The organism is Brevibacterium sp. CBA3109 (assembly GCF_040256645.1).
Lineage (GTDB): Bacteria > Actinomycetota > Actinomycetes > Actinomycetales > Brevibacteriaceae > Brevibacterium > Brevibacterium koreense.
The window spans coordinates 821,198-846,180 of sequence record NZ_CP158281.1 but is presented as its reverse complement, the minus strand read 5'-3'; the positions used below and the strand labels follow the sequence as shown (position 1 = coordinate 846,180).

Genomic DNA, 24,983 nt, shown 5'->3' with positions numbered 1-24,983 from the left:
ACACTGATGATCGTGCTCGACCTGCATCGGGTTGATGCAGTGAACCTCAACGGCAACGGTTTTCGATACTACCGTTATTCCTGCTTCCCATCGTGCACAGGCAGCAGTGCACCGGCAGCGACGAGCTGTCTCACCTGAGCGATGAGCTGGTCTTCGAGCGCGGTCGGGTTGACGTCGAGCAGCTGCGCAAGAGCCACCGCTGTCTGCCGCAGAGTCAGGCTGCCGTCGGCGACTGAGACGAATCCAGCCAAAGCTGTGTCGAGGTCGAAGACCTGTCCGAAGCCGATGCCCTGTTCCAGCGTGATCGAGCTCGGATCTGATTCTCCGGGCATATGGTGGCGGTGCTCGACGAGGTCCGGAGAGCGGGTGAATACGGTGTTCGCGATCTCCTCGGCTGCAGCAGTTGCCAGCCACGACCTCAGCGCGAACGTGGTCGTGACGAACTGTGCGAGTCCATGCGGATTGTTCGCAATCGCCGAGGTGGTCCTGACCTTGGTCTTGAACGTCGACGGCGGTTGCCCGGCATCGGTGGCAATCCCATGATCGGCAATCGCTGGGGCAGCATAGTCGGCCGTCGACGCGTGTTCTGGCTTGTGCATGATGACGTATCCGAAGACGACCTCTCTCACGTCACGCGTGTCGAAGTCGTCCATCCAGGCTGCGGTTGCCGCGTTCCAATCCTGGCCGGCACGAGGGATGCCTCCGTCCCGGATCCACGTCTCTGCATAGGCGATGGGGTCAAGTGCCTCGAGTTCGATGACGAGCACCGAGGTGTCCGGGTCCGTGACCCAGGCCTCCGGTCCTGCACCCACCGCCGAGGTGGTCTCCCAGTTCCCGAGGCACACGGAACGCCCGCCCCTTTGGAGATGGTCGGGAATCGCGGTGAACAGGGACCGCACCAGCCGGTCCCCGGTCATCCCGCCGTCCCTGTATTCGAAGTTGGCCACGGTGGTGCGCGGGGTGATGACGAAGGGCGGGTTGGACACGAGCAGATCGACCTGTTCGCGCAGTGGTTCAAGCATTGATCCTGCCCGGAGTTCGATGTTGTCGACACCGTTGAGTCCAGCGCTGAGTCTAGTCAGGTGCAGGGCGCGCTCGGAGATGTCGGTGGCGATGACGCGGTCGCTGTGACGGGCCAAGAGCAGAGCCTGGATCCCACACCCGGTGCCGATGTCGGCGGAGATGGTGACATGGTCACGCGGCGTCAGCGACACGAGCGTGCGTCCCGCCCCGCCGAGTCCGAGCACGAAGTCACCGTCGAGAACATCGGGATTGATGAGAGTTCCATGGTCGCTGACAAGATACAGGTTTTCGTCACCGGGGCGGAACCCGCGTGGAACGCCGACCGGCAGATCATAGGGAGTGATCGCAAACGGAGCGCACACGTATCCCGGATCTCCCACCTCGGCGTTCGAAGACTCGTCATCGTTGCTCATCAGGTCACGATTGATTGTCGCGTCACCGTTGCTCATCTTGTCACTTCTGCTGGGCACGAGCAGTCCGGCGTCGACAGCGACACCGAACGCGTCTTCGCCGAGGGCGGCACGCGCCGTTTCGGTACTGACTTCACGATGGAAATGAAAGAGCATGGCCAGTGCCGCTAGGTGCTGGTCGAACGGACTCGGGGCCTCCCCTCGATTCCGTGCCTGCCCATGTGCCTCAGCTGCTTCGAGCAGATTCTGGCAGAAGTGGATCGCAGGGGCGCCGTTGTTGCGCACCAGCGCGGAGGCGATGGGTCCACCCCAGAACTGCCGGAGCCGCGGCTCGGTGTACCCGGCCCGGTAGAGTTGGTCTGCCACGAGGGTCATGTCTTGTTCAATCACACACAAATCCTAACGACTGCACTTCGATGACCCTGACTGCGCCATAATTGGGGCCATGGCCTCTTCTGCTCTTCTCGACATCGTCACCGGGTTCGGTGCCAGGGATGAACGGATCGTCCACGTGCGCGATATTCCACAGCGGTTCGAACATGAGTCGGACTGGCCGGAGTGGATCGACGAAGAACTCAAACACGCCTGTCATGCCATCGGCGTCGATCAACTCTGGGACCACCAACTCGAAGCTGCGCAGTCCGCGCGAGACGGTTCCGACGTCGTCATCGCCACGCCGACTGCCTCGGGGAAATCCTTGGGGTTCTGGCTTCCGGTCCTCGAATCCATTCAGAGCACCCGCACGAAACTGCGCACCTCCTCGGCGATCTACATCGCACCGACCAAGGCCTTGGCCGCGGACCAGATGGCGAACCTGGAGAAGCTCATCGTCCAAGGCATGCGACCGGCCACCTACGACGGGGACACGTCTCAGGCGTCGAAGGATTGGGCGAGACGGCACGCCAACATCGTGTTCACCAACCCGGACATGCTCCACCGCGGGATCCTGCCGCGGCACGAACGGTTCGCCCGGCTGTTCAAATCGCTGCGCTTCATCGTCATCGACGAAGCTCATCGCTACCGTGGAGTCTTCGGCTCCCACGTCGCACTCATCCTCCGCCGTCTGCTGCGCATCGCCGCGCACTACGGGGCTCACCCGGTGGTCATCGGAGCGTCTGCGACGATGGCGAACCCGGATGAGGCGTTCTCCAAGCTCACCGGACGCGACGTGCACGCGGTGAACCAGGATTCGTCTCCCCGTGCCTCAGGCAGCTTCGCCCTCTGGGAGCCACCGGTCTCCCCCGGCGGCGAGCGCCGCAGTGGTCTGGTCGAAGCGGCAGATATCCTCACCGACGCGATGTGTGCAGGCTATCGATCGATTGCGTTCATCGCCTCCCGCCGCGGCACCGAAGCACTGGCCTCGACCGTGCGTGACCAGGTCGGTCAAGTCGATGACTCGTTGAAGGACAAGGTCGCGGCCTATCGCGGCGGCTATCTTGCAGAGGAGCGCAGACTCCTCGAATCCGCACTGCGATCGGGACGTCTTCTGGCTGTGGCGTCGACGAATGCCCTTGAGCTTGGGATCGACATCTCGGGCCTCGACCTCGTCATCATCTCCGGGTGGCCCGGGACCCTGGCGTCACTGTGGCAGCAGGCTGGTCGTGCGGGACGCGCGGGACAGCGGTGGATGGCCGTATTCATCGCCCGTGACGACCCGCTGGACACTTATGTCGTGAACCATCCCGAGGTCATCTTCGATGCTCCCGTCGATGCGGGAGTCATCCATCCCGGCAATCCGCACGTTCTGGGCGGGCACCTGTGTGCTGCGGCCGCCGAGGTGCCCCTGACGGAGGCGGATCTCGTTCACTTCCCCGACAATTCCGGTGAGGTGCTCGCCGACTTGGTCGAACGAAAGCTCCTGCGGGCACGCCCCACCGGGTGGTTCTGGGCGAAGGACGAATCTGCAGCGGATATGTCCGATATCCGCGGCAGCGGGGGCGGCCAGTTCCGTCTCGTCGAGGCCAGCAGCGGTGCACTGCTGGGCACCGTTGACGAGTCGGGGGCCTTCACCGGTGCTCACCCAGGCGCGGTCTATACGCATCAGGGTGCCGATTTCACTGTCCTCGATCTTGATCTCGAGGATCGAGTTGCACTCGTGGAGCGCGCCGAGGTCGACTACACGACGCAGGCCCGGTCCCAGACCGAGATCGACATCGTCAACACCGACCGGCACCGTGCCCTTCCTTCTGGGGTGACGGTGTACAGCGGGACCGTCGACGTCAAGGACCATGTCATCGCTTATCGGATGCGGGCGAAGCGCGGCGGGGCGATCCTCGCCGAACATGAGCTTGATCTGCCCGAACGTACCCTGGAGACCAAGGCCGTGTGGTGGACGATTCCACAGACGCTGTTGGATGAAGCTGAGATAGTTCAGGCCGATCTTCCCGGTGCCGTACACGCAGCCGAGCATGCGTCAATCGGGCTCCTGCCGCTGTTCGCCGGCTGCGACCGGTGGGACATCGGCGGTGTCTCCACCGCCGGCCATGCTGACACCGGGATGGCCACGGTCTTCGTCTACGACGGTCTCGCCGGTGGAGCTGGATTCGCGGAGCGCGGCTATGAGGTCATCGAAGGTTGGCTGGGGGCGACACGTGATGCGATCGCTGCGTGCGAATGCGTCGACGGCTGCCCTTCGTGCGTGCAGTCACCGAAGTGCGGAAACGGCAATGAACCGTTGGAAAAGGATGCGGCTCTGCGACTGCTGCGGGCCGCTCTGGGGTGACAACCTCCGTCTTTTTTGACCACTCGTTCTACTTCCCAGCCACCGCTTTTTCCTTCACCTTCGGCAGCGGACCGGGGATTTCGACCTCCACCTGAACATATGCGCTCTGCTCCGTCAGTGAGGCGCGGCAGTCGTTGACGACTGCGCCGTTGCGTTTCGCGACCTCGTTCGCAATGTCACAGGGTTCGCCAGCGACGATTCCGCGAACTGCGTCGGCTGCCGCGAGCGCCGCAAGGTCGGCGGCACTCTGCGCGGTGCTGTGGGCTGCGAATGCTTGGCTGAGTCCGCCGATGGCGGTGGCGAGGACCAGGACCATTGAGCACAGTCCGACAACGATGTTCGTCATGGCGGTCCACCTGAAGTGTGCTGGCCCTGGGCCTCAGCGGCGGTGGAGCGGCTTCCCTCTGTTCGCGCCGTCGCCGCTGCTTCGACTTCGCTGAGGAAGATGATCGCCGCCGGGAGTTCGATGGTGACGGTCACCGTCGAATATCCGCCTTCGGAGCGGACCAGCACCTCGGACGCCTTTCCAGCGTGCTTCTTCGCTTCGGACACGACCGCTGCCTGCGGTTCACCGCGGGCGATCTCTCGGGCTGCGGATCTGGCTGCGTCGAAGGCTCTCAGCTGGGAGAAGCCGACGGCGGCTGCCCCTGTGAGCACGATGATGAGAAGCACGATGGCGGGCATGACAACGGCGAATTCTGCGGTGGCCGTTCCCGCATCACGGTGCTGCTTCTCTCGTCGTGGATCACAGGAGCATCCGGTCGCCATGTCAGGCTCCGAGTCCAAGCGCGGTCTGGATCACACCGGTGACGAGTTCTTTGATCGGTTCAGATTTCAGAATGACAACCAGCAGTGCCGCGAATCCGCAGGCTGCGAGGGTGGTGATCGCATATTCTGCGGTCGTCGCCCCAGCGTCGGGACCCCACGGTTCTGGGATGCCGTCCTCTCTCCACGGTTCCTCGCTGTCGAAGGCATCCGCGGCAGCATCCGAATCGGTGCCAGAGCCAGAGTACTTGGGTGCTCCTGCCCAATCGACATCGCTGGTGTCGACGCCGCGCGCCTCACCCCAAGGTGGGTAGGGCGGCCCGTCACAGTCGTGCGGCCTTGTTTCTATGCTCATAGTCTCCTCCTCGTTGAAGCCCTCATTCGCGGTCTGCGATGGGAGTATCAGTCTTGGATGAGACGTGGACTCACGTCCAGAGTCGACAACCGGGCTGTGGAAACAGGTTCACCGTCAACAACCGAAACGCACTCGAGTCGAGGTGAATTCCACAGGCGTCAGCACTCGAGTCAGCTCGGCCTACGAGCCTACGAGCCTACGAGCCTACGAGCCTACGAGCCTACGAGCCTACGAGCGTGTGCGGGCCAGAAGACCGCAAGGGTGCAGGTGAGCAGGATTGAGAGTCAGCCCCTGCCTGCCCACTCCTCTTTGAGGATCGCCATGATGACTTCATCGTGGCGGCGACCGTTGAAGAAGACAGCCTCACGACGGCGCCCCTCTTCGACGAATCCGGCCTTCGTGTACGAGGCGATGCCGCGGGTGTTGAACGCCCATGTCTGCAGCTCGATACGATTGAGTCCCAGCTGCAGGAAGCCGTACTTGATGCCCAGTCGCACAGCATCGGAGCCATAGCCGTGACCGTGGAACTCCGGTCCGAGGACGATGGCCAGTGTGGCGGACTGGTTGATCGAATTCCGGCCGAAGAGTGTCACGTGGCCGACGAATTCCTCGGTCTCGAGCAGCTCAATGCTGAAACCGACCGCATCGGTGTCCTTGTTAGCGCTCCACAGCGCGAACTGTTCGGACACCCCACCTTCGGGACGAGGGAGGACGGTGTGGTTCTGCAAGACCACGATCGAGGGATCAAACCACCACTGCTCGAGGTAGGGAAGATCCTCCTGCTGCAGCGGACGAAGCCTTACGTGACGACCGGTGAAGAGGTTGTCAGCGTATTCTTCGGCTTGTTCGACGTTGGACAGTTGATTGAAGGGCGTAACCGGTGCCATGCCCCCGACATTACCAAGGTCAGCTGAACGGTCGGTCGACAATCGCTCGTACCAGTCAGAGTGCGCGCTCGGAGCGCGAGGTCGGACGGACCTGTCACGCGAGGTCGGACGGTCCTGTCAGAAGAAGACAGTCGTCAGGTCCGACAGCAGAGAAATGACCACGGGAACGACCGAGAGCAGCAGAAAAGCTGGAAGGATGCAGACTCCCAGTGGTACGACGAGTTTGACGCCCAGAGCTGCAGCCGCTTCCTGTCTGCGTCTGCGGGACGAGTCTCTCAACTCCTTCGCGACAGACTCGATGAGTGGTGCGGGTCCAACGCCGGTGTGCTCGGAGAATTCGAAGACTTCGAGGACAGGGGCGAGCCGGTCATCGTCGGACAGGTCTTGGCCTCCGATCGTCATGGATCGCGCGATTCGTCCCAGCCCGGACCGATCGTCTGTCGCGTCGGCGGTCAATGCCAGAGCGACCGGGATCGGCAGCCCGGAGGTGAGGCAGATGGCCACGAGATCGAGGTCGAAGGCGAGCAGGTCATCGACCACCCGAGGCCGGCCCCTGGTATCCCGCTGTGAATCCGTTCGGGGCGCTTCAACACCACCTCGCTGTCGTGGACCGTGCCCGCCCAACAGTCGTCTCAAGCGCCCGTCGGATCTGCCCGACCACAACAGGACCCCAGCCGCGATGAGGACTCCCACCAGGAGTGCGGTCATATCGATCAGCGCTCCGCCCGAGCCATCATCCGCCTCATCCACCAGCGCCCGACGAAGTACAGGGCGAGACCGCCGCCGATGCTCAATCGGCCCGGCAGCCCCAAGAGCAGCTCAACGGGGTGGACGCCGATGAGCAGGCCGAGACCGACACCGATCAGCGGCAGCCAGCTGAGCACTCTGACTGTCGCTCGGGGGCCGGCCATCGCTATGCGTCTCTCCCGATCAGCATCGAGGGTGCTGCGCTGCGCCTTCGCATAACGGAGGATCATGTCGGCTGCGGGTGCTCCGGATCGTTCCGACACGGTCCACACCGAAGACATGCCGGCGAAGACTTCGGCGGCTGCCTGCGGCAGTGCTGCTCCCCTGGTGGCAATGGCTCGTCCGGGCTCTTCGCCCAGGGAGATCGCACGTGAGATCGGTGCCAGTTGTGCGTTCTGCCTGCTCAGGGTCGCCATCACTGCCTGCGGGGTCATACCCACTTTGAGCAGATGCGCACAGTTCTCCACCGCCGAGATGGCCCACAGCTTCTCTTGTTCGGGATCCTCCTTGGCCTGCCGTCCACCTCGACGGGAGTCGTCTTCGTCCTGGCGTGTGCGGAGTAGGTCCTGCAGTCGCGATGCCGGGTCAAGCGGTGCGCTGAGGATGATGCTCAGAGCCACCAGCACGGCGATCGCGGTGATCATCAGGCAGCCTTCTGCTCGAGCACCGCTTCGAACCGGGCCAGCGCCCGACGATTGAAAGTTCCCTCGGACAGCGGAGACGGTCGACCCCAGACGGGTTCCATTCTCACCCCGCTGCTGCTCTCCCGCGTGGGAATCGCCAGTTCGGTGATTCCTCGGTCAGCTCCGATTCGGCGCAGGTGGATGACAAGGTCGATGGCGGTCGAGAATTGTGAGAACACTGCTTGTGGACTCATGTTCGCCAATGCTCCCAGCGCTGCCAGACGGCTGGGAACGGCTTCTGCTGTGTTCGCATGGATTGTGGCGCTGCCGCCCTCGTGGCCGGTGTTCAGCGCAGTGAGCATGTCCCTCACCTCGGCGCCTCGACACTCTCCGACGACGAGGCGATCGGGACGCATCCGCAGTGCGTTGCGAACGAGATCCGTCAGCGTCACTTCGCCGCCGCCCTCGACGTTGGCCTGGCGCGCGGCGAGCGCGACCACGTGGGAGTGCCCGACGATGAGCTCCCGGGAGTCCTCGACGATGACGATGCGTTGATCCGAATCGACAAGACCCAGAAGCGCGCCGAGGAGGACCGTCTTTCCTGTTCCGGTACCGCCCGAGATAAGGATGTTGGCTCGAGATCGGACCGCCTCAATCAGGAGCTCGTGCACATCTTCGGGGATGAATCCACCGGTGAGCAGCTGTTCGAATGTGAAACCGGCGTGCCGGGGAACCCGAAAGGAGATCGTGGTGTGCTCACCGGAAATCGGTGGCACTATCGCATTCATACGTACCCCGTCGGGGAGCCTGACATCGACGAACGGACTCGCATCATCGAGACGGCGGCCGCCCAAAGCTGCCAAGCGCACGGCCAAGGACCGCACTTCGTCCTCAGCACCCAAGGACAGGTCGAGGAGTCGGGGTCCCGCTCCGGTGTCGGCGAAGATCTCACGCGGGCCGTTGACGAACACGTCGGTGGTGTCAGCGACCTCGAGCACTGATTGGAGGGGACCTGCACCGGAGAGCTGCGCGGACAGACGGTTCACGAGTTCGAGGAGGGCGCTGGAACCGAGCACCCGACCGGTGCGCTGAACTGCCTCGGCGACGGCCGCTGTGGTCACCGGCCCCGGATTGTCGAGCAGGGTTTTGCGGACCTCTGCCACGAGTGAGGCATCAAGCCATTCGCTCATTCCACCCACTCCCCCAGGAGACGGTCGACGAGTTTTCCCAGTCGTGCCCCGCCCGGGATGCCTTCGCCGCGGTCGACGGCGGCGGACAGGCCACGGTCGTCGCGGATGCTGCCGGCGAGGTCGAGTCCGATGGATTCGGCGAGGAGATCAGCGTCGAGTCCTCCGGCGCCGGTGTCGCGAACGACGAGACGCACGTCTGGGTGGGATTGGGACAGACGTTTTGCGACTTGAGATGCTGCGACTGCAGACCGGACCCGTGCAGGTGAGACGAGAAGGACGTGATGGCAGCGGCGTGTCCACTGTGATGGGGCGTGACGCGGCAGATCGACGATGACGAGTTCGAACGCCTGTCCGGCTGCGGCCAGGAAGTCGTCGAATACGTCCGGGTCGAGGTCAAGGATGTCGTCCCGACCCCACGACAGGATCGCCAGGCCCTCGTGGCGGGGCAGCGCCTGGCTCAGTGTCGAGGGGCGAAGCTGTCCACGTGAGGCACTGAGATCGGCCCAACGTGGGCCGGGGACCTGTTCTGCACCGAGCACCAGATCGAGTCCACCGCCCAGCGGATCAGCGTCGACGAGGACCGTGCTCACGTCCGGTCCGGCACGGCGGGCGAGCGCGCAGGAGAGCACCGATGCGCCAGCCCCTCCGCACCCGGCGACGACGCCGACCGTGACGCCTGGTGCTACCGGCGGTTCGACGGCTGCGATCATGCGCCCGCTCAGCCATTCCGCGGCCGAGGGCAGAACCGCCAACTGTTCGACGCCGAGGTGGGCGGCACGTTTCCAGGCCGAGCTGGTCTCATCCCCGTCAAGGACGACGAGGATGCGGTCCGCATGGTCCGTGGCTGGAGCTTCGCGAACATCCTCGCCGAGGAGAATGAGAGAGGCGTTCTGCCAGCCGCCCGAGTCCGGAGGCAGAACCTTGAGCGAAATGCCGATGCTTTCGGCGACTCGTGCGCATTCGTCGGTGATGGCGCCGAGGTCGGTGATGAGTGCTATCTGCATGGTGACAGCGTGGACCTACGGTATGTCGTGAGTACAGCTCCACAGTGCAGGCTGTGGACAAAAAGCAGGCGGGGCGACTCCTGTGCACTCAAGTCACAGGAGCCGCCCCTTATCGGTCGACTTGAAGATCTCGACTGGTCAGGTCCCTCACGGGCACAGTCTGACGGATTCTGCTCAGATGGTCAGACGACGTGCGCTCGGACTGTTGTCCACAGCCCGCGCGCACGAGTCGGCCGTTTAGGGATCATCCCCGCTGGACACCTTCGGTGTTGCGCAGAAGTCCTTCGCGACCATCCGAATCGCGAACCTTGAACCACGATCCGTTGTCCTCGAGACCGAGGAACCAGTCTCCGGGGTAGATCGTGAACACCGGCATTCCGGTGGTCGCATCCACAGCTTCGCGCGGTTCGGGAACGGCGAACCAGAACGCCTGGATGACATTCTGGCCGGTGCCCCGGTTAGGCCCGTCCTGGTCAGCGCCACTCCGGTTCTCACCTGATCGGTCCTCGCGATCGTCCCGGCTGCCGCCCGGCTGAACTGCACTCTGAACGACGGTCTCCTCTTCGCCGACTGCGGAGGCATTCGACGAGGCATTCGCGGCTCCGAATTGTGGAGCAGAAGGCGCATTCTCGGCGTTGTCTAGGCCGCGGCTCCTCGCCTCTGCAGTTCCCGAGCCGCTGCTGCGATGGCCGCCGTTGCCGTAGCCGGCCACCGGCACATACTGCGTCGGTTCGTCCGCTTCTGGGTGAGTGGTCCGTTCCGAACCGGATTCTGCGACGCCAGTTGCGGCGGGACCGCTGACGACGGTGGCATCGTCATCTGCAGCCCCGGTGTGAGGCCCTGCGACGCCAGACTCGCTTCCACGAACCTCGTCGGCGGTCGTGCTTGCTTCTGACTGTTCGGCGTTCGCCGACTCGACTGAGTCCGCCAAATCGCCCGAGGTGGTTGAGGTGGTTGAGGCGTCTTCAGGCTTCAGCGAAATTCCTTCGGAGGCACGAAGGTTGGTGTCCGAGTCATGAGCGTTGACCTTCGTGGCAAACGAGCTGCTCTCCGCAGGAGATGCGGAGTCGTCGTCGGTCAGTGCTGAGGAGTCATCCTGCGTCGAAGTCACAGCCGCACCTGAAGCGGTTTCTGCTTTGTCTCCCTGGTCGCTGGCTGCTTCACGATCAGCGCTTACGATGCGGTCGGAATCACCTGCTGGGCGCTCGGTCAGGCTATCGACCCGTGCGTCAGCTGTTTCGGATTCGGTGTCCGAGCTGGGAGCGGCATGGCGTCCGCGACGACGTTCGGATTCCGAGCTCGGTTCAGATTCCGAGCTCGCTGAGGCGGCTCCGGCAACAGCTGCACCGACGCCCACTGCGCCCGCACCTGCGACAGCAGCGGTCGTCCCCGCTCCCGAGGAAGTGCTGCTACCGCTGTCGGACTCCGACTCGGCGGCGCCCAGGCTATCCACACTGGAGTCACTCGTGTCGCGAGAGTCGCTCAAGTCATTTGAGCCACTGGCACTTGAGCTGTCTGCAGACACCGGAGCCTGAACTGCAGTTTCGCCGTCGTTGCTCCACGGCGATTCTTCACGATGAGCGCCGAAGCCGAAGGTCTGCGTCGGTTCGCTCTGCGTGTGCTGGGGATCCAGTGAGTGCTGAGCACCCAGGTAGGTCTGACCTGATCCTGTACTCTGCACCGCCTGGTCCGCCGAGTCATCGGCGGACGCTGCGGAGTCGAAAGACGACTCCTGCACCTGCTGCTCCGGTGGAGCATAGGGGCTGTTCTGCTCGGCTCCGACGGGCTGGCCGAACTGGTGCTGTCCATTGGGCTGGCCGTTCTGATCTGGCGCGGAGAACTGACCCGCTGGTGCCGACTGTGCAGGCGCAGCGACCTGCCCTGGCTGGCCCGGCTGGCCGAACTGATCCGGTCCACCGAACTGGCCCGGGCCTCCTGGCTGACCTGGATATACGGGCGCTCCCGGGTGACCCTGCGAACCGATCGGCCCGTTGGGCTGACTGCCGTAGGGCGCACCGAATCCGCCTGGGCCGTTGTGGGCGCCTGGCATGTTCGCCACTGGCGCTGGGTGCGGTGCGCGCTTGGTCGTGGGGCGTGCCTTCGGATGTGCGGCAACGTCATCGCGAACTGCGAATTCCTTGCTGAAGAAGGGAAGCATCGTGAATACGCCTGCAAAGAAGGCGATCAGAGCTGCGAAGAAGGCGAGGTACGCGCCGACGTGCCAGTACTGGACCGAGGTCAGCAGGTGGACGAACGCGAAGGTAAACGAAGCACCAGACAGAACCGAGATCGCCTGGTCAAGGCTGAGCGAACCGACTTTGAGTCCACCGTTGCCGAATTTGTTGACGAAGACTGCTGCCACGATCAACCAGATCCCGAACACGTCGAATGTCAGAGTCCCCATGGCGTCGATCGTCCAATGCCACAGCGACCACGACATGAACCCATCAGCCTTGAACGGCACGAAAAGAACAATCAACGAGAGGAGCCCGGCGAAGAGCAGGAACAGATCGCGCAGGGTCAGCGGACCGAGAAGCCCCGGGCCGGTGCGAGGACGCTTCTGAGCTGTTGGACCTGCGGAGCCGAACTGGCCTGGTGCTGCCCCTTGAAAGCCGGGAGCAGAACCATAGGCACCCGGCGCCGAACCATACGGACCAGGGCCCGCCGAACCATAAGGCCCCGGCGCTGAGCCGTAGGGCCCGGGCCCTGGCGCTGGTGCTGAGCCGTAGGGCCCTGGCGCTGAACCATAGGGCCCAGAGCCGGAGTTCTGCGGGCCTGGGCCCGGACCATAGGGCCCAGGGCCTCCCGAACCGACAGGACCGCCGCCGTACCCTCCAGACCCGGAGGGCTGAGACTCAGGTCCTGCGCCGAAGGCAGGTCCTGATCCATATGCGGGCCCCTGGCCGAACTGTGGCTGGTTGCTCGGCCCGGGGTTCTGCGCGTGCGGATCGTGCCACTGCTGTGGTCCTGATCCAGTCGGGTGCTGCGGCGAACTCATCGATTACTCCAGTCGCTCTTGGGGACAGGGTCGTCAAACTTAATGTGTCTATCTAGTTCCCATCCTGACAGACTCCGTCCCTATCCTTGCAGAACAGGATTCCCTGCGCACTCCTTCTGTGCCGCCTGCCAGGTGCAGGTGAATCTCCGGGTACGCCTCGTCCACGTTTCACTCGGTCCGTAGAGTGTGTCTTATAGCACAGTGTCTGGGCGATTGCTACCCCCGGAAACCATCGTTCATCGAACGGACGACGGTGCCCCGAGGCCCCATCTCGGGTATACAGTGCAACTAGAATTTTCGATCCATCAAAGAAGCCGGAGGGAAAAATGACCGACAGCACAGCAGAATCCGAAACCTTTGCCCCACCTGAAGAGTTCGTCACTGCCGCCAACGTCAAGGCCGACGAATACGAACGTGCCGATGCCGACTACCTGAGCTTCTGGGCCGAGCAGTCTCGTGACCTCGTCGACTGGAAAGAGGACTTCGGCGAAACACTCGACTGGACCAACCCGCCGTTCGCGAAGTGGTTCATCGGCGGCAAACTCAACGTGGCCTACAACTGTCTCGACCGCCACGTCATCGCCGGCAACGGTGACCGAGTTGCCATCAACTTCGAAGGGGAACCCGGCGACTCCCGCACCTTCACCTACGCGGAACTGCTCGCCGAAGTGTCAAAAGCAGCCAACACTCTCGCCGACCTCGGGGTCAAAGCCGGAGATCGCGTGGCCATCTACCTGCCCATGATCCCCGAAGCGATAATCTCAATGCTGGCCTGCGCCCGCCTCGGAGCTGCCCATTCAGTGGTCTTCGGCGGCTTCTCCGCCGACGCTCTGCGCTCACGCATCATCGATGCCGAAGCGCGTGTGGTCATCACCGCTGACGGCAGCTACCGCCGCACCAAGGCCACCAGCCTGAAGCCGGCCGTCGACGACGCATTGTCACACGGCGACACCCCTGTCGAGACGGTCCTCGTGGTGCGTCGCACCGGTCAGGATGTCGAGATGGTCGACGGCCGGGACCAGTGGTGGCACGAGTCGGTGGAGACCGCGAGCCCCGAGCACGAATGCGAATTCTTCGACTCCGAGAACCCGCTGTTCATCCTCTACACCTCCGGGACAACCGGCAAGCCGAAGGGCATTCTGCACACCTCGGGCGGTTACCTCACTCAGGTTCTGTACTCGATGAAGGCTGTCTTCGACATCAAGCCCGAATCCGATGTGTTCTGGTGCACTGCCGACGTCGGCTGGGTCACAGGACACTCCTATGTCACTTACGGACCATTGGCAGCCGGCGCCACGCAGATCGTCTACGAAGGCACTCCCGATACCCCTCACCAGGGCCGCTGGTGGGAGATCATCGAGAAGTACAAGGCAACGATCCTCTATGCCGCGCCGACGGCTATCCGCACGTTCATGAAGTGGGGCGAGGAGATTCCAGCGAAGTACGATCTCTCGAGTCTGCGTCTGCTCGGCAGTGTCGGTGAGCCGATCAACCCGGAGGCCTGGCGTTGGTACCACCGTGTCATCGGAGGTGATCGCTGCCCGATCGTCGACACCTGGTGGCAGACCGAAACCGGCGCGCACATGATCGCCCCGCTTCCCGGCGTGATGTCGACGAAGCCTGGTTCTTCGCAGCGCGCGATTCCTGGAGTCTCCGTCGATGTCGTCGATGACGCAGGAAACAGCCCTGCTGGACCCGAGGGCGGGCTCCTCGTCATTCGCCAGCCATGGCCTTCCATGCTGCGCGGTATCTGGAAAGATCCCGAGCGTTTCAAGGAGACATACTGGTCACGGTTCGAGAACACCTACTTCGCCGGAGACGGTGCCAGGCGCGATGAGGACGGGGACATCTGGTTCCTCGGCCGTGTCGATGACGTGATGAACGTGTCCGGACACCGTCTGTCGACAACTGAGATCGAGTCATCCTTGGTCGCCCACCCCTATGTCGCCGAGGCGGCAGTGGTCGGAGCAGACGACGCAACGTCTGGTCAGGCCGTCGTTGCATTCGTCATCGTGGGCAACAATGTCGAAGACTCCCCGGAAACCTCTGAAGAGCTGCGTCAACACGTCGGGAAGGACATCGGGCCGATTGCCAAGCCGAAGAAGGTCCACATCGTGTCTGAGCTGCCGAAGACCCGCTCCGGCAAGATCATGCGCCGCCTGCTCAAGGACGTCGCTGAGCATCGCAAGGTGGGAGACTCCTCGACGCTGGCCGACTCATCGGTCATGGACCTGATCGAAGAATCGGTGGCGAAGTCCTGATCCTGCGCTGAGACGAACCCGCCAGTGAGAACGGACGCTTGCAGAGAGCCGTTCTGGTTTCATCTGGCGGGTTTTTCTCGTTCTACTGACCGTATTTCTTTGGTCACCGGGCGCGTTCAGACTACTCTTAAGAAAGATTGTCCAAGTTTTTGTCGATAGGAGCACTCATGGCTGAGAGGTCGATCAGCGAACTGATCAAAGGCATCGGCGACGATTCCAAAGCGATCGCCGAGGAAGAAATTGCGCTGGCCAAGGCTGAAGCCACAGCCGGTGCGAAGAACTTGGGCATCGGCTCGGCACTTGCCGTCGTGGCCCTGTTCTTCCTGTTCTTGTCATCGTTCATGGTGATTTTCGCCGGGGCTGCCGCATTCCACGAAGGCCTGGGATGGCCATGGTGGGGAAGCTTCCTCATTGTCTTCGGCATCCTCGCGGTGCTCGCCATCATCCTCGTTCTGATTGCTCTGCCGTTGTTCAAGAAGGGCAACCCTGTCCCGGGTACGGCGATCAATTCGGCCAAGTCGTTGATCGCCTCGGTCAAGCGTGCGGTGAAGAATCCCTCCGGTCCGCGGTACTGACAGGTTTCGCAACTGAGCACAGCAGAATAGCTCCAAACAGCGGTGGCGTCGGGCTCAGCCCGGCGCCACCGCCGCATTCACTCGGCTGGCTTCGTGGTGAGGAACGTGCGGATCTTTTCTCCGAAGAGGTATTCGACCGAACTTGTCCCGCAACGTGACCGCGGCTTGTCATGTGGCTGTCTTCGTTTCATCGGCGGACCGTGGGCCTGGTCGGCTTCTTTGTGGCGTCGACGTCGCTTCGCCACGTCGAGCTCGGGGTCAGCCGAATCCGTCTCAGCTGCGCGGGCGTCGATGGGCTTGGTCCTCGTCTCGTAGCGGTGGCCCGTCGGGGTCTTCACAATCAGCTTCTCTGGAGACGATATGTGCTTCCAGCCGTTGAGCTCCTTGGCGAAGTTGCAGGCGGCGCATAGACCCGAGGCATTGTCCCAATCAGTCTCGCCGCCGGCGGAGTAGGCCGTGGCATGGTCAGCGTGTTTGATCTGCGCATCGCACCACGGTGAGCGGCAGACGTCGTCACGGATGACGATCATGCGTCGCAGCAGCCCCGAGAACTCCCGGCGCCGCGTATCCATGCGCACCAGCTGGCCGTCGTCAGGGCGGGTGTAGAGCCTGCGCAGGAAGACGGTGGCCTCGTTCTCGGCCACGAACGTGCGTGCGGCTCCCGCGGGCAAGGGGCCGAAGCCGGGAAGCCAGGCCGGATCGTCGCCACGACCCACCAGGCTGGCATCGTTCATCACAAGATGGATCTCTGTTGGAACTGCTGCTGCGCACTCCTGACCCGTCGTCCGCTCGACGAGCAGGTCTGCCATGACCTGGGACTGTGAGCGTTGGCCTGACTCCCCTGTCCCGATCAGGGAGGCCGCAGACTTCTTCAGATTCGCGTAGACAGCAACAGCCTGGGGCATCGGCAACAGTGCGGTGAGGTATGCCATGTTGCCCGGGGCAGGACGAACCGAGACTGACCGCTCCTCCGTGCATTTCTCGAGATGTTCAACGGCGGCCTTCTGGTCGACTTGCTGCGCCAGAGCACGAACCTCGTTGCCCAGCCGCCCGACTCCCACCTCGGCGAGGCGTTGCGCCATGCGCTCATCGACCTGTCGACGTTTGTCCCTGGGGAGCCAGTCGGTCTCCTTCGCAACGGCACGGGCCTTCTCTTCGGATATGCAGCCGGTCTTCAGCGCTGAATACGTGTGGGGCAGATCGATGAGCAGGGAGCGCGAGAACTTGAGAAGCGTGCTGCCCCGAGCCCGAGAGACCTTACGTGCGAGGGCGATCTCCGCCCCCACACCTCTGCCCTGTTTTTTGCTCGCCACTCCGTCGTCGGCTTCGCTGTTGCGTCGGCGCATGTCAAAGGTCAAGGTTTCCCTGGCCTGGGCCGCAGCGGCGGCAGCCGTCAGTTCTTCAAGTGCGCCGATCCGGTCGATGGCATCGACCTCGCTGAGGGCTGGGGGCAGATTCGACAGCGCCTCACGCCACCGGTGGATCTCGGTGATCACGTCGGGAACCGTCTCTGCTTCCATACCAATAAGGCTAGTCCACGCCACTGACACGACATTCTCGGCAGGTGTTCGCCCTGATCAGGCACCTCAGCCGTCAAACTCGCGAGCTGTCGTCCGCATGCTCTGTCATCGAGCAGTCGACTTCGAAGTGAAGGAGCAACAGCCTCAGAAGTCGATGTCGATGTGTGAGTCGCGGTCCCATTCCCCGGCCCAGCCGAGGTGCTCGAGAGCGAAGTCGAGGATGCCTGCAGTGAAGCCCCACACCTTGAGCACTCCAACGTCGAAGGCCGGTGTCGTGATCTTCAGGTCCGGCCGGGAGAACGTGCCTCGGTTGGCCGGCGCCACCAGATCGGCGGCAGAGACCCGGTAGACGGAGTACGACTCAGCTGTGTCCATCACCCGCACCGCACCGGGCTGCGCCCAGTAACCGATGACAGGAGTGACCTGGAATTTGCTGACGGGAATGTAGAGCGGATCCATCTGCCCGAGCACGTCGACCGTTGACGGCACGATGCCGGCCTCTTCCCGCGCTTCACGCAGGGCTGCAGCGACTAGGGAGTCGTCTTCGGGATCCCGTCGGCCACCGGGAAACGCGACTTGCCCGGGATGGTTGCGCAGGGTGCTCGCCCTCTGCAGCAGAACGATGTCGACGTCGTCGACACCGAAGTCTGCCAAGCGTGAAGACTCTGCCCGACCGGCGTCTGTGCGCGGCTGGCCTCCCTTGCCGAAGAGCATGAGGACGGCGGCGTCACGCACTGAATCATCACCCGGAGCCTGTGCCCGTCGCAGCCACTCGGGCGAACCATTCGACGCCGCGAGGCTCTCCAGCTGCGTCCGCAGAGTCTGGTCGTGCGCGACGGAGACGTGCGCGAGGGAGTCGTGCCCGGTCGAAGCCTGCGCAGCGGATCCCTGCCCCACCGATCCCTGCCCAGAAGTGCCCCGCTCACATGCTTCAGCACTCATGCCTGGGGTGCCATTTCGAATCTGAGCATCGCCCGCGCCTTCTCCGGATCGAGTTCCCCGACCCCGAACGAGGGACACAATGCCATCAATGGGCACACCCCGCAGGCAGGTCTGCGCGAGTGGCAGATGCGTCGTCCGTGGAAGATGACTCGGTGGGAGAGCAGGGTGAGTTCCTTCTTCGGAAACAACGCCGCGATGTCATGCTCAGCCTTGACTGGGTCACTCTCATCGGTCCAGCCGAGCCTGCGAGCCAGTCGCCCCATGTGCGTGTCCACGGTCAGGCCCGGGGTGTCGAACGCGTTGCCGAGCACCACGTTCGCGGTTTTCCGTCCGACTCCCGCGAGCTTGACGAGTTTGTCCAGTGAGTTGGGGACCTCACCGTCGTGGGTGTCGACGAGTTCGTTCGCGAGCTTGACGATGTTGCGGGCCTTCGCCCGGTAGAAACCGGTCGAGTGGATGAGTTCCTCGACCTCGATGAGGTTGGCCACCGCGAGGCTGTGTGCATCAGGGAAGACCGAGAACAGTCCCGGTGTCACCGCGTTGACCCGGATGTCTGTGGTCTGGGCAGACAGGACGGTCGCGATCAGGAGCTGGAATGGCGTCTCGAAGTCGAGCTCGCATTTCGCATTCGGGTACACCTCGGCGAGGATTCGATGAATCTTCCTCGCCCGTCGAGTCTTGCCCAATGGGGTTTCCTTGGCGAACTTCCGCGCGCTCTTCTCTGCCACCGTCAACACGACTCACCATCCTAATCCGTGCCCCGCATTTCCGCAGTAGCGTCCCTCACATCGCCGAGGTGGCTCTGCACTGACCCGTCGAACGGGATCGTCCGCATGCAACCGTGGCCCACCTCGGCGAGGGTGGAGGAAACGCAAACAAAACCCCTTGTTTTGCACTAATGCCGCAAACTCCCGCGCCTTTGCTGGTATCAGCACCGTTGACCAGGTAGATTTATCTGTGATTACCACGACAAGGAGGACACAGTGGATATTGAAGTTGTGCGGGGCGCCACGCTCTTCGCAGGTTTGGACGATGAAGCGACAAGCGCATTGATGAAGTTCATGAACCCGCGGAGTCTCCGTCGGGGAACCGCGCTCTTTCACGAGGGCGATGCCGGTGACGAACTTTATATCGTTTCCAGCGGCAAGCTCAAGATCGGCCGCGAGTCCTCCGACGGCCGCGAAAATCTGCTCTCGGTCATCGGACCGGGAGAGATCATCGGTGAGCTCAGCCTCTTTGATCCGGGCCCACGTTCGACCTCTGTCACCGCTGTCTCTCAGTCCGAGCTGCTCAGCCTCAAGCATGAGGACCTTACGACGTGGCTCGATGAGCGCCCACGGGCCGCAATGAACCTGCTCAAGGCTCTGGCTCAGCGTCTGCGCCGCACAAACGAGACCGTGGGCGACCTCGTGTTCTCCGATGTTCCCGGTCGTGTTGCCAAGGCATTGCTGGACCTCGCGTCTCGCTTCTCGAAGCCGGCACCGGACGGTGTCCTCGTGGCTCACGATCTCACTCAGGAAGAGCTCGCGCAGCTCGTCGGTGCCTCACGTGAGACTGTGAACAAGGCCCTGGCCGACTTCGCAGCTCGTGGCTTCATCCGACTCGAGGCCCGTTCGGTCGTCATCCTCGACATGGAGCGCATGCGCAACCGCGCCCGCTGATCAGTCCTCGGCAGTTGCCGAACCGCGAAATCCCACATCGTACGAACGCCCAGGCACTGTATGTGCCTGGGCGTTCGTACGTACGTGATTGGGCGCCTCAGCCGTCGTTACTTCGCTGTGCAGACGAGACCCTCGTTTGCAGACAGTGGTCTCGTCCGCAGAACGAGTGAAGGATGATGTCGGCCGAGCAATGCCGTGCGAGACGCTTCAGCTGCATGTGCTCACATCTGGTCGTCGGGCGCCAGGGCCCCCAAGTAGTTCAGCTGCGCCCGCACAATCTGCTCGGCGGCTCCGCGGACGCTCGGATCGACGTCGTGATAGACGATGTCACAAACTTCGGTGGCACTCATGGCTCCTTGCGCCCGAGCCGCTCTGACCTGTTCGATCCGTTCGAGCCGGTGGCTGCGGTAGTACTCAAGCACCTGAGCAGGAGATTCGATGCTGGGACCGTGTGCGGGCTCAATAGTCGAATAGCCCCCCTCACCAAGCAGTCGGATCAGCCTGTCGAGTGACTCAAGGTAGTCACGCAGCGACCCTTCCGGGTGGGTCACGATCGTCGTCCCCTCCCCCAGGACCGTGTCGCCGCTGTAGAGCACGTGATCGTGGATGAGGCTGATGCTGTCCATCGTGTGTCCCGGAGTCGCAACGACCTCCATGACATCGGCCTTGTCAGTGCCGAATGCGATCATGTCACCATCGGCCACAGGAGGACTCAGACGGGAGAATTTCTCGAGGACCGCGTGCACGGGCACCTCCGGCGCCCACTGCTCCACACTTCCGAGCATCTCCGAGTGATCGTCATGCTGATGAGTGAGGATGATGGCCGACAGCTTCCGGTCGCCGAGCTCAGCAAGGAAGTTCTCACGATGTTCAGCAAGCTCCGGGCCCGGATCGATGAGCACAGCCGAGGTGTCGTCCGCCGAGGTGATGACATAGGTGTTGGTGCCTGTCAGAGTCATCGGGGATGGGTTGTTCGCGCGGATCCTCATGAATCGTCCGTCTCCTCTTCGCCTGCTTCGGCATCGTTGTCCTCGTCGCTCAGAGTCAGAAACCCAGGGCTCTGGTCATTCTCGTCGTCACCGACGGCCACCGCATAATCGCGGAGAGTGCCTTTGCGGTAGAGGTCACGTCCGGGGTGGATGACGACCCGCCACTCGCCGTCGTCGTTGGTGACCTCGGGCCGCAGCGGATGCAGGTCGCGGACCTGGGCCATGGCGGCTCCGACGCTGGGCACGCCGACCAGGCTCTCGGCGATGATGCGTGTGCTCGCACTGATCTTGTCGGGATCTCCCTCGGCCTCGGCGAGGATCTCCTCGGGCCGCTTCCATCCTCCCGAGGTCTCATTCGGAGAGAGGAAGTCTACGTTCTGCCCGAAGGGCACTGTGGCCACAAAGTAGGTCGTATCGAAGCGGTGCAGCTGGGTCGCCGTGTTGATCCACCGCAGCCAGGGTTTGCAGAGGTCGGGGCGCAGCTTGAGATCACGTTCGCGCAGAATCTGGGACCAGGAGATCTCACTGGAGAACAGCCGTGACCGCGTGCCGCGCCAATCCGTCTGTGGTGCGGCGACGATATCCCGGTCGACGTCCTCTGCCAGCAGGACACCAGTGGCAGCGAACGAGATTCGTGCCGCGGCCGAGAAATGGTGTAGGGCCCGTGACTTGTTCTCGATGCTCAGAGTCCTTGCACAGCGGGCCGAATTCCATCCGGCCAGAGGCAGATTGCGCAGGTCACCGAGACGCAGATTGCTGACCGGGTAGGCCAAGCGGTTGCGGTCTTCGATTCCCCTGGCATCAAGCTGCCGAGTGATGAAGGTTTCCAAGCCATCCAGTGAGTCTCTGATCAGCACGATCGCCGAGGCAGGTCGTGGAGCTTCGGGGACCGGGAACCGCCCGTCGGACTGCCATTGGTCCAAGAGCCAACGCAGGTCCGACGAGACGGGCAGAGTGCGTCCGCTAAGCGGCATCGTCCTCAACCTCGACGACGACCTCGACCTCAACGGGGGTGCCAAGAGGAAGAGTGTTCACACCCACGGCGCTGCGCGTGTGCTGGCCGCGGTCGCCGAAGATCTCACCGTAGAGTTCGGAGACGCCGTTGATGACGGATGGCTGCTGTGTGAAGTCATCAGCCGAGTTCACGAACCCGGTCACCTTGACGACGCGCACGATCTTATCGAGATCGCCGATGACGCCGGCAATCGCGGCGAGAGCATTGAGCCCTGCAGTCCGTGCCAGGTCATAGCCGGTCTCAAGGTCGACGTCGGAGCCGATGTGGCCTGTCGCGGGGAGTTTTCCGTCGACAACAGGCAGCTGGCCCGAGGTGTAGACATAATTGCCGGTCCGCAGCGCCGGGACGTAGGCGCCTGCGGGTGTGGCGACATCGGGCAGGGTGAGACCGAGTTCAGCAATGCGGTCTAGGGTCTTCGACATGTTTGGTCCTTCGACGAGGGTGTTTCAGGTCAGATGAGTGCTCAGACTCTGGAGCTTCAGGCTCTGTTGCTTCAGGCTTTGGGACGTTTGAGGTAGGCCACAAGTCCGTTGTTGTCGGGGCCCGGAACAACTTGGACAAGCTCGTAGCCGTCTTCGCCCCACTGGTCGAGGATCTGCTTCGTCGCGTGGACGATGAGCGGCACAGTGACGTATTCCCACTTGGTCATGATTCTCCTTGAGTCTCTGGTTGCCCGTGTCCCGATGCGCCATCGGAACGAGCGCCTGCATGGACCGACAGCCGATCATACTGCAGGAGTGCGACCGGCAATCATTGTCGTTGCCAACACTAGCCGAGAACCCGGGAACCTACCGCCAGCCATGCCACAGAGTGAACGCTCCTGCCAGACGAGAAGGGGGTGGGGCGATCGCGATGATCGTCCCACCCCTGTGTCTCTCAGGCTGTCCGGCGCTCAGTTACCGGCGAGGCCCGGCGCTTCGCCGCCGCCGTCTCCGTTGTCACCGTCTCCGTTGTCGCCATCTCCGCCACCGGTGCCACCGCCGCCGTTCTGGCTGCCACCGCCACCGGTGCCACCGCCGCCGTTCTGGCTGCCACCGCCGCCGTTGTTGCTGCCGCCGGTGCCACCCCCGCCGTTGTTGCTGCCGCCGGTGCCGCCACCAGTGCCACCACCGCCGGAGCCTCCACTGGAGCCGGCGCCGCCCATGTACTTGCCACTCGGCTTGGGGAATCCGGTGTTGCCTTTCGTCTCCTTGACCGCCTGATTCATATAGGCCTGCCAGGTCTTGCCGGAGATCGTGGCACCGTAGACATATCCGCGCACCGCTCCCTGGCTGTTCGTGCGCCAGTCACGCGTTCCAGCCGGGTCACCGGTCCAGACGGCGGTCGACAAAGTCTTGGTGAACCCGAGCAACCAGGTGTGACCGACATCGAAGTTCGTCGTACCGGTCTTTGCACCAGCTGGTGCTCCGATCTTCAACTGGGTAGTCGTACCACCGTTGAACGTCTGCGTCAGCGCATAGGCAACGCCCTTGGCCACCTCTTTGTCGAGGACTTGTTCGCAGCCTCCTCCCGGCACATCGACCTTCTTACCCGAACGGTCCTTGATCTCAAGGATCGGCTTCGGACCACAGAACTCGCCCTCGTTCGCGAAGGCCGCAAACGCCGCTGCCATCGCAATCGGGGTGGTCTCTGTCGTACCCAAGATCGACGAGGGCGACAGAGCCTGGATAAAGCCGTTCTTGTCCTTGAAATCCAGTTTCTCGCCACTGCCGTAGCGAATTCCCAGATCCATGGCGGTGTCCATGATCTTGCACATGTTGAGCTGATTGCCCATGGCCGCATAACCGGTGTTCACGGACTTCTTCGTGGCTTCCAGCGCGGTCATCGAGCCCTTGCCCTCACCATCGCCGGCGTTGTTCGGGTCCCAGTCACCGCCCATGTTCGGACAGCCATCATATTTCCATGAATTTGCCGGGAAGTTGCGCTTCGTAGCGTTGACCGTGGCGTTGAGGCCCCTACCCGATTTCAACCAGGTGGCCAGTACAAAGGGCTTCCACGTCGAACCGACCTGGAAACCGCCACCACCGTTGTGCTTCCTGTCGACGGTGTAGTTGATGCTGGTCTTTTTGTTTTTGTCCTTCTTCGTGACGTCGGCGACCGTGTATTCGCGGTTCTCAGCCATGGCGATGACCTCACCCGTGCCCGGCTCGATCGTGACCAGGGCATGTCCGGCACCGGACGGATCGCCCACAGGAACACGCTTCTTGATCTGCTTGTCGGCGATCTTCTGGATGTCAGGATTGAGGCTGGTCTTGATCGTCAGCCCGCCTCGCTGCAGGAAGGCGATGCGATCTTCCACGGTTTCGCCGAAGGTCTCATCATTCTTGATGACGTTCTCAACATAGTCGCAGAAGAACGCCGCGTTACTCTTCGCGGCAGAACAGCCGTTCGGAGTCTCATGCAGGTCGAGGTCGAGGTCGGTCTTGACCGCCTTGTCATATTCCTTCTGAGTGATGTGGTCATATTTGAGCATCTGCCCGAGCACAGTATTGCGGCGCTGCTTCACCTGATCGGGGAACCGCTGCGGGTTGAAGGCCGAAGGGTTCTGCACAATGCCGGCGAGCATCGCCGACTGCTGAATGTTCAGATCCGTCGCATCGATGCCCCAGTATTTGTGGGCCGCCGCCTGCACACCGTAGGCGTTGGGTGAACCGGAGTAGTTGTTGATGTTCATGTAGCGGTTGAGAATGTCCTTCTTGTCGTACTTCTTCTCAACTGCAACAGCGAGTTTGGCCTCGCGCAGCTTACGCGCATAGCCAGCCGTGCCCTCGGACTCCTTGGCCGCTTCCACACCTTCATCGTTCCCTTTGGCGTGGGCGTTCTCCGCCAGCACGTTCTTCACATACTGCTGAGTCAGCGTTGATCCGCCCTGGGTCGTCGAGGACACCATGTTGTGCACCGCTGCACGGGCGATACCCTCGATATCGACGCCGCCGTGTTCGAAGTACCGATAGTCTTCGACCGAAATCGTCGCGTCCTGCATCTCCTGCGAGATTTCGTCGAGGGGCACCTCGACGCGGTTCTGCCAGTAGAATTCCGCAATCTCCGAACCGTCGGAGGCAAGCATCGTCGACTTCTCCCCCAGATCCTGGACCTCCAGGGTCGCGGGAAGCGAATTGAAGATCTCGACGGCACTGTTTGCGCTGGCAGTAGCTACACCGACTCCGGGGATGGCAAGACCAGCTGCGACGATTCCCGCCACCGCGCTCACGGCGACGAACTGGAGAAACGCACCTGTCTTGGTCGGATTCGGATTTGACTCAGGAGACACCATGAAAACAAGTTTAGCTAATCCG

22 protein-coding genes are annotated in these 24,983 nt (G+C 62.7%); 4 read left to right on the top strand and 18 right to left on the bottom strand.

All coding sequences use genetic code 11. The features are described from left to right. Positions 1 to 74: 74 nt before the first annotated feature. Positions 75 to 1,823 (bottom strand): class I SAM-dependent methyltransferase, encoded by a 1,749-nt coding sequence (locus AAFP32_RS03840; RefSeq protein WP_350270711.1) that lies wholly within the window; start codon positions 1,821 to 1,823, stop codon positions 75 to 77. 55 nt (positions 1,824 to 1,878) lie between these two features. On the opposite strand from AAFP32_RS03840, the gene AAFP32_RS03835 reads away from it, so the two are divergent. After that, a complete protein-coding gene (locus AAFP32_RS03835) occupies positions 1,879 to 4,155 on the top strand; it encodes a DEAD/DEAH box helicase (protein ID WP_350270710.1) in 2,277 nt (758 codons plus the stop codon). Positions 4,156 to 4,183: 28 nt separating this feature from the next. On the opposite strand, the gene AAFP32_RS03830 is transcribed toward AAFP32_RS03835, so the two are convergent. The 9 genes from AAFP32_RS03830 to AAFP32_RS03790 all read right to left on the bottom strand — a co-directional run bounded on the left by AAFP32_RS03830 (position 4,184) and on the right by AAFP32_RS03790 (position 12,724). After that, positions 4,184 to 4,501, bottom strand: coding sequence for an Rv3654c family TadE-like protein (locus AAFP32_RS03830; protein WP_350270709.1), 318 nt, complete (start codon positions 4,499 to 4,501; stop codon positions 4,184 to 4,186). Then, entirely contained in the window at positions 4,498 to 4,923 is a 426-nt protein-coding gene (locus AAFP32_RS03825) for a TadE family protein (protein ID WP_101642232.1), read from the bottom strand. The genes AAFP32_RS03830 and AAFP32_RS03825 overlap by 4 nt, the downstream gene beginning before the upstream one ends. 1 nt (position 4,924) lies before the next feature. Further along, positions 4,925 to 5,275, bottom strand: coding sequence for a DUF4244 domain-containing protein (locus AAFP32_RS03820; RefSeq protein WP_350270708.1), 351 nt, complete (start codon positions 5,273 to 5,275; stop codon positions 4,925 to 4,927). Between the two features lie 284 nt (positions 5,276 to 5,559). Then, positions 5,560 to 6,162 carry a GNAT family protein gene (locus tag AAFP32_RS03815; RefSeq protein WP_350270707.1) on the bottom strand — a complete coding sequence of 201 codons (603 nt, stop codon included), beginning with the start codon at positions 6,160 to 6,162 and terminating at the stop codon, positions 5,560 to 5,562. Positions 6,163 to 6,279: 117 nt separating this feature from the next. Further along, positions 6,280 to 6,870 (bottom strand): type II secretion system F family protein, encoded by a 591-nt coding sequence (locus AAFP32_RS03810; RefSeq protein WP_101619414.1) that lies wholly within the window; start codon positions 6,868 to 6,870, stop codon positions 6,280 to 6,282. Positions 6,871 to 6,875: 5 nt separating this feature from the next. Further along, a complete protein-coding gene (locus tag AAFP32_RS03805; protein ID WP_350270706.1) occupies positions 6,876 to 7,553 on the bottom strand; it encodes a type II secretion system F family protein in 678 nt (225 codons plus the stop codon). Next, positions 7,553 to 8,722: a TadA family conjugal transfer-associated ATPase gene (locus AAFP32_RS03800; RefSeq protein WP_101619412.1), complete on the bottom strand. Its 1,170-nt coding sequence runs from the start codon at positions 8,720 to 8,722 to the stop codon at positions 7,553 to 7,555. The genes AAFP32_RS03805 and AAFP32_RS03800 overlap by 1 nt, the downstream gene beginning before the upstream one ends. Next, a complete protein-coding gene (ssd, locus tag AAFP32_RS03795) occupies positions 8,719 to 9,726 on the bottom strand; it encodes a septum site-determining protein Ssd (protein ID WP_101642226.1) in 1,008 nt (335 codons plus the stop codon). The genes AAFP32_RS03800 and ssd overlap by 4 nt, the downstream gene beginning before the upstream one ends. Before the next feature lie 244 nt (positions 9,727 to 9,970). Next, positions 9,971 to 12,724, bottom strand: a complete 2,754-nt coding sequence (locus tag AAFP32_RS03790; protein WP_350270705.1) for a hypothetical protein — start codon at positions 12,722 to 12,724, stop codon at positions 9,971 to 9,973. A gap of 326 nt (positions 12,725 to 13,050) precedes the next feature. Here AAFP32_RS03790 and acs point away from each other — a divergent pair, with 326 nt between their 5' ends. Further along, on the top strand, positions 13,051 to 14,985 hold the full coding sequence (gene acs, locus AAFP32_RS03785) for an acetate--CoA ligase (protein WP_101619409.1): 1,935 nt from the start codon (positions 13,051 to 13,053) through the stop codon (positions 14,983 to 14,985). A gap of 167 nt (positions 14,986 to 15,152) precedes the next feature. Beyond that, the gene (locus tag AAFP32_RS03780; RefSeq protein ID WP_350270704.1) at positions 15,153 to 15,560 is read left to right on the top strand and encodes a phage holin family protein; all 408 of its coding nucleotides are present in this window, start codon (positions 15,153 to 15,155) and stop codon (positions 15,558 to 15,560) included. Between the two features lie 77 nt (positions 15,561 to 15,637). On the opposite strand, the gene AAFP32_RS03775 is transcribed toward AAFP32_RS03780, so the two are convergent. From AAFP32_RS03775 to nth, 3 genes are all read right to left on the bottom strand, one after another. Beyond that, positions 15,638 to 17,080 (bottom strand): HNH endonuclease, encoded by a 1,443-nt coding sequence (locus tag AAFP32_RS03775; protein ID WP_350270703.1) that lies wholly within the window; start codon positions 17,078 to 17,080, stop codon positions 15,638 to 15,640. A 144-nt stretch (positions 17,081 to 17,224) separates the two neighbouring features. After that, positions 17,225 to 18,022, bottom strand: a complete 798-nt coding sequence (locus AAFP32_RS03770; protein ID WP_350270702.1) for a CoA pyrophosphatase — start codon at positions 18,020 to 18,022, stop codon at positions 17,225 to 17,227. Further along, positions 18,019 to 18,759 carry an endonuclease III gene (nth, locus tag AAFP32_RS03765; RefSeq protein WP_420883382.1) on the bottom strand — a complete coding sequence of 247 codons (741 nt, stop codon included), beginning with the start codon at positions 18,757 to 18,759 and terminating at the stop codon, positions 18,019 to 18,021. Before nth ends, AAFP32_RS03770 begins: the two co-directional genes overlap by 4 nt. A 246-nt stretch (positions 18,760 to 19,005) precedes the next feature. Here nth and AAFP32_RS03760 point away from each other — a divergent pair, with 246 nt between their 5' ends. After that, positions 19,006 to 19,683: a Crp/Fnr family transcriptional regulator gene (locus tag AAFP32_RS03760; protein WP_350270701.1), complete on the top strand. Its 678-nt coding sequence runs from the start codon at positions 19,006 to 19,008 to the stop codon at positions 19,681 to 19,683. 221 nt (positions 19,684 to 19,904) lie between these two features. On the opposite strand, the gene AAFP32_RS03755 is transcribed toward AAFP32_RS03760, so the two are convergent. The 5 genes from AAFP32_RS03755 to AAFP32_RS03735 all read right to left on the bottom strand — a co-directional run bounded on the left by AAFP32_RS03755 (position 19,905) and on the right by AAFP32_RS03735 (position 24,961). Continuing rightward, positions 19,905 to 20,672 carry an MBL fold metallo-hydrolase gene (locus AAFP32_RS03755; RefSeq protein ID WP_350270700.1) on the bottom strand — a complete coding sequence of 256 codons (768 nt, stop codon included), beginning with the start codon at positions 20,670 to 20,672 and terminating at the stop codon, positions 19,905 to 19,907. Further along, a complete protein-coding gene (locus AAFP32_RS03750; protein WP_350270699.1) occupies positions 20,669 to 21,646 on the bottom strand; it encodes a hypothetical protein in 978 nt (325 codons plus the stop codon). Before AAFP32_RS03750 ends, AAFP32_RS03755 begins: the two co-directional genes overlap by 4 nt. Then, a complete protein-coding gene (locus tag AAFP32_RS03745; RefSeq protein WP_350270698.1) occupies positions 21,636 to 22,109 on the bottom strand; it encodes a RidA family protein in 474 nt (157 codons plus the stop codon). The genes AAFP32_RS03750 and AAFP32_RS03745 overlap by 11 nt, the downstream gene beginning before the upstream one ends. Before the next feature lie 71 nt (positions 22,110 to 22,180). Next, the gene (locus tag AAFP32_RS03740) at positions 22,181 to 22,336 is read right to left on the bottom strand and encodes a hypothetical protein (RefSeq protein WP_096158366.1); all 156 of its coding nucleotides are present in this window, start codon (positions 22,334 to 22,336) and stop codon (positions 22,181 to 22,183) included. A gap of 243 nt (positions 22,337 to 22,579) precedes the next feature. Beyond that, on the bottom strand, positions 22,580 to 24,961 hold the full coding sequence (locus AAFP32_RS03735; RefSeq protein WP_350270697.1) for a transglycosylase domain-containing protein: 2,382 nt from the start codon (positions 24,959 to 24,961) through the stop codon (positions 22,580 to 22,582). Positions 24,962 to 24,983 lie beyond the last annotated feature (22 nt).

Excerpts from the sequence above, each read along its gene's own strand:
- AAFP32_RS03775 (WP_350270703.1), bottom strand. The coding sequence starts at position 17,080 with ATGGAAGCAGAGACGGTTCCCGACGTGATCACCGAGATCCACCGGTGG.
- AAFP32_RS03745 (WP_350270698.1), bottom strand. The coding sequence starts at position 22,109 with ATGTCGAAGACCCTAGACCGCATTGCTGAACTCGGTCTCACCCTGCCC.
- acs (WP_101619409.1), top strand. The coding sequence starts at position 13,051 with ATGACCGACAGCACAGCAGAATCCGAAACCTTTGCCCCACCTGAAGAG.
- AAFP32_RS03755 (WP_350270700.1), bottom strand. The coding sequence starts at position 20,672 with ATGAGGATCCGCGCGAACAACCCATCCCCGATGACTCTGACAGGCACC.
- AAFP32_RS03825 (WP_101642232.1), bottom strand. The coding sequence starts at position 4,923 with ATGGCGACCGGATGCTCCTGTGATCCACGACGAGAGAAGCAGCACCGT.
- ssd (WP_101642226.1), bottom strand. The coding sequence starts at position 9,726 with ATGCAGATAGCACTCATCACCGACCTCGGCGCCATCACCGACGAATGC.
- AAFP32_RS03770 (WP_350270702.1), bottom strand. The coding sequence starts at position 18,022 with ATGAGTGCTGAAGCATGTGAGCGGGGCACTTCTGGGCAGGGATCGGTG.
- AAFP32_RS03805 (WP_350270706.1), bottom strand. The coding sequence starts at position 7,553 with ATGATCACCGCGATCGCCGTGCTGGTGGCTCTGAGCATCATCCTCAGC.
- AAFP32_RS03830 (WP_350270709.1), bottom strand. The coding sequence starts at position 4,501 with ATGACGAACATCGTTGTCGGACTGTGCTCAATGGTCCTGGTCCTCGCC.
- AAFP32_RS03810 (WP_101619414.1), bottom strand. The coding sequence starts at position 6,870 with ATGACCGCACTCCTGGTGGGAGTCCTCATCGCGGCTGGGGTCCTGTTG.
- AAFP32_RS03735 (WP_350270697.1), bottom strand. The coding sequence starts at position 24,961 with ATGGTGTCTCCTGAGTCAAATCCGAATCCGACCAAGACAGGTGCGTTT.
- AAFP32_RS03800 (WP_101619412.1), bottom strand. The coding sequence starts at position 8,722 with ATGAGCGAATGGCTTGATGCCTCACTCGTGGCAGAGGTCCGCAAAACC.
- AAFP32_RS03750 (WP_350270699.1), bottom strand. The coding sequence starts at position 21,646 with ATGCCGCTTAGCGGACGCACTCTGCCCGTCTCGTCGGACCTGCGTTGG.
- AAFP32_RS03815 (WP_350270707.1), bottom strand. The coding sequence starts at position 6,162 with ATGGCACCGGTTACGCCCTTCAATCAACTGTCCAACGTCGAACAAGCC.
- AAFP32_RS03835 (WP_350270710.1), top strand. The coding sequence starts at position 1,879 with ATGGCCTCTTCTGCTCTTCTCGACATCGTCACCGGGTTCGGTGCCAGG.
- AAFP32_RS03790 (WP_350270705.1), bottom strand. The coding sequence starts at position 12,724 with ATGAGTTCGCCGCAGCACCCGACTGGATCAGGACCACAGCAGTGGCAC.
- AAFP32_RS03740 (WP_096158366.1), bottom strand. The coding sequence starts at position 22,336 with ATGACCAAGTGGGAATACGTCACTGTGCCGCTCATCGTCCACGCGACG.
- AAFP32_RS03780 (WP_350270704.1), top strand. The coding sequence starts at position 15,153 with ATGGCTGAGAGGTCGATCAGCGAACTGATCAAAGGCATCGGCGACGAT.
- AAFP32_RS03820 (WP_350270708.1), bottom strand. The coding sequence starts at position 5,275 with ATGAGCATAGAAACAAGGCCGCACGACTGTGACGGGCCGCCCTACCCA.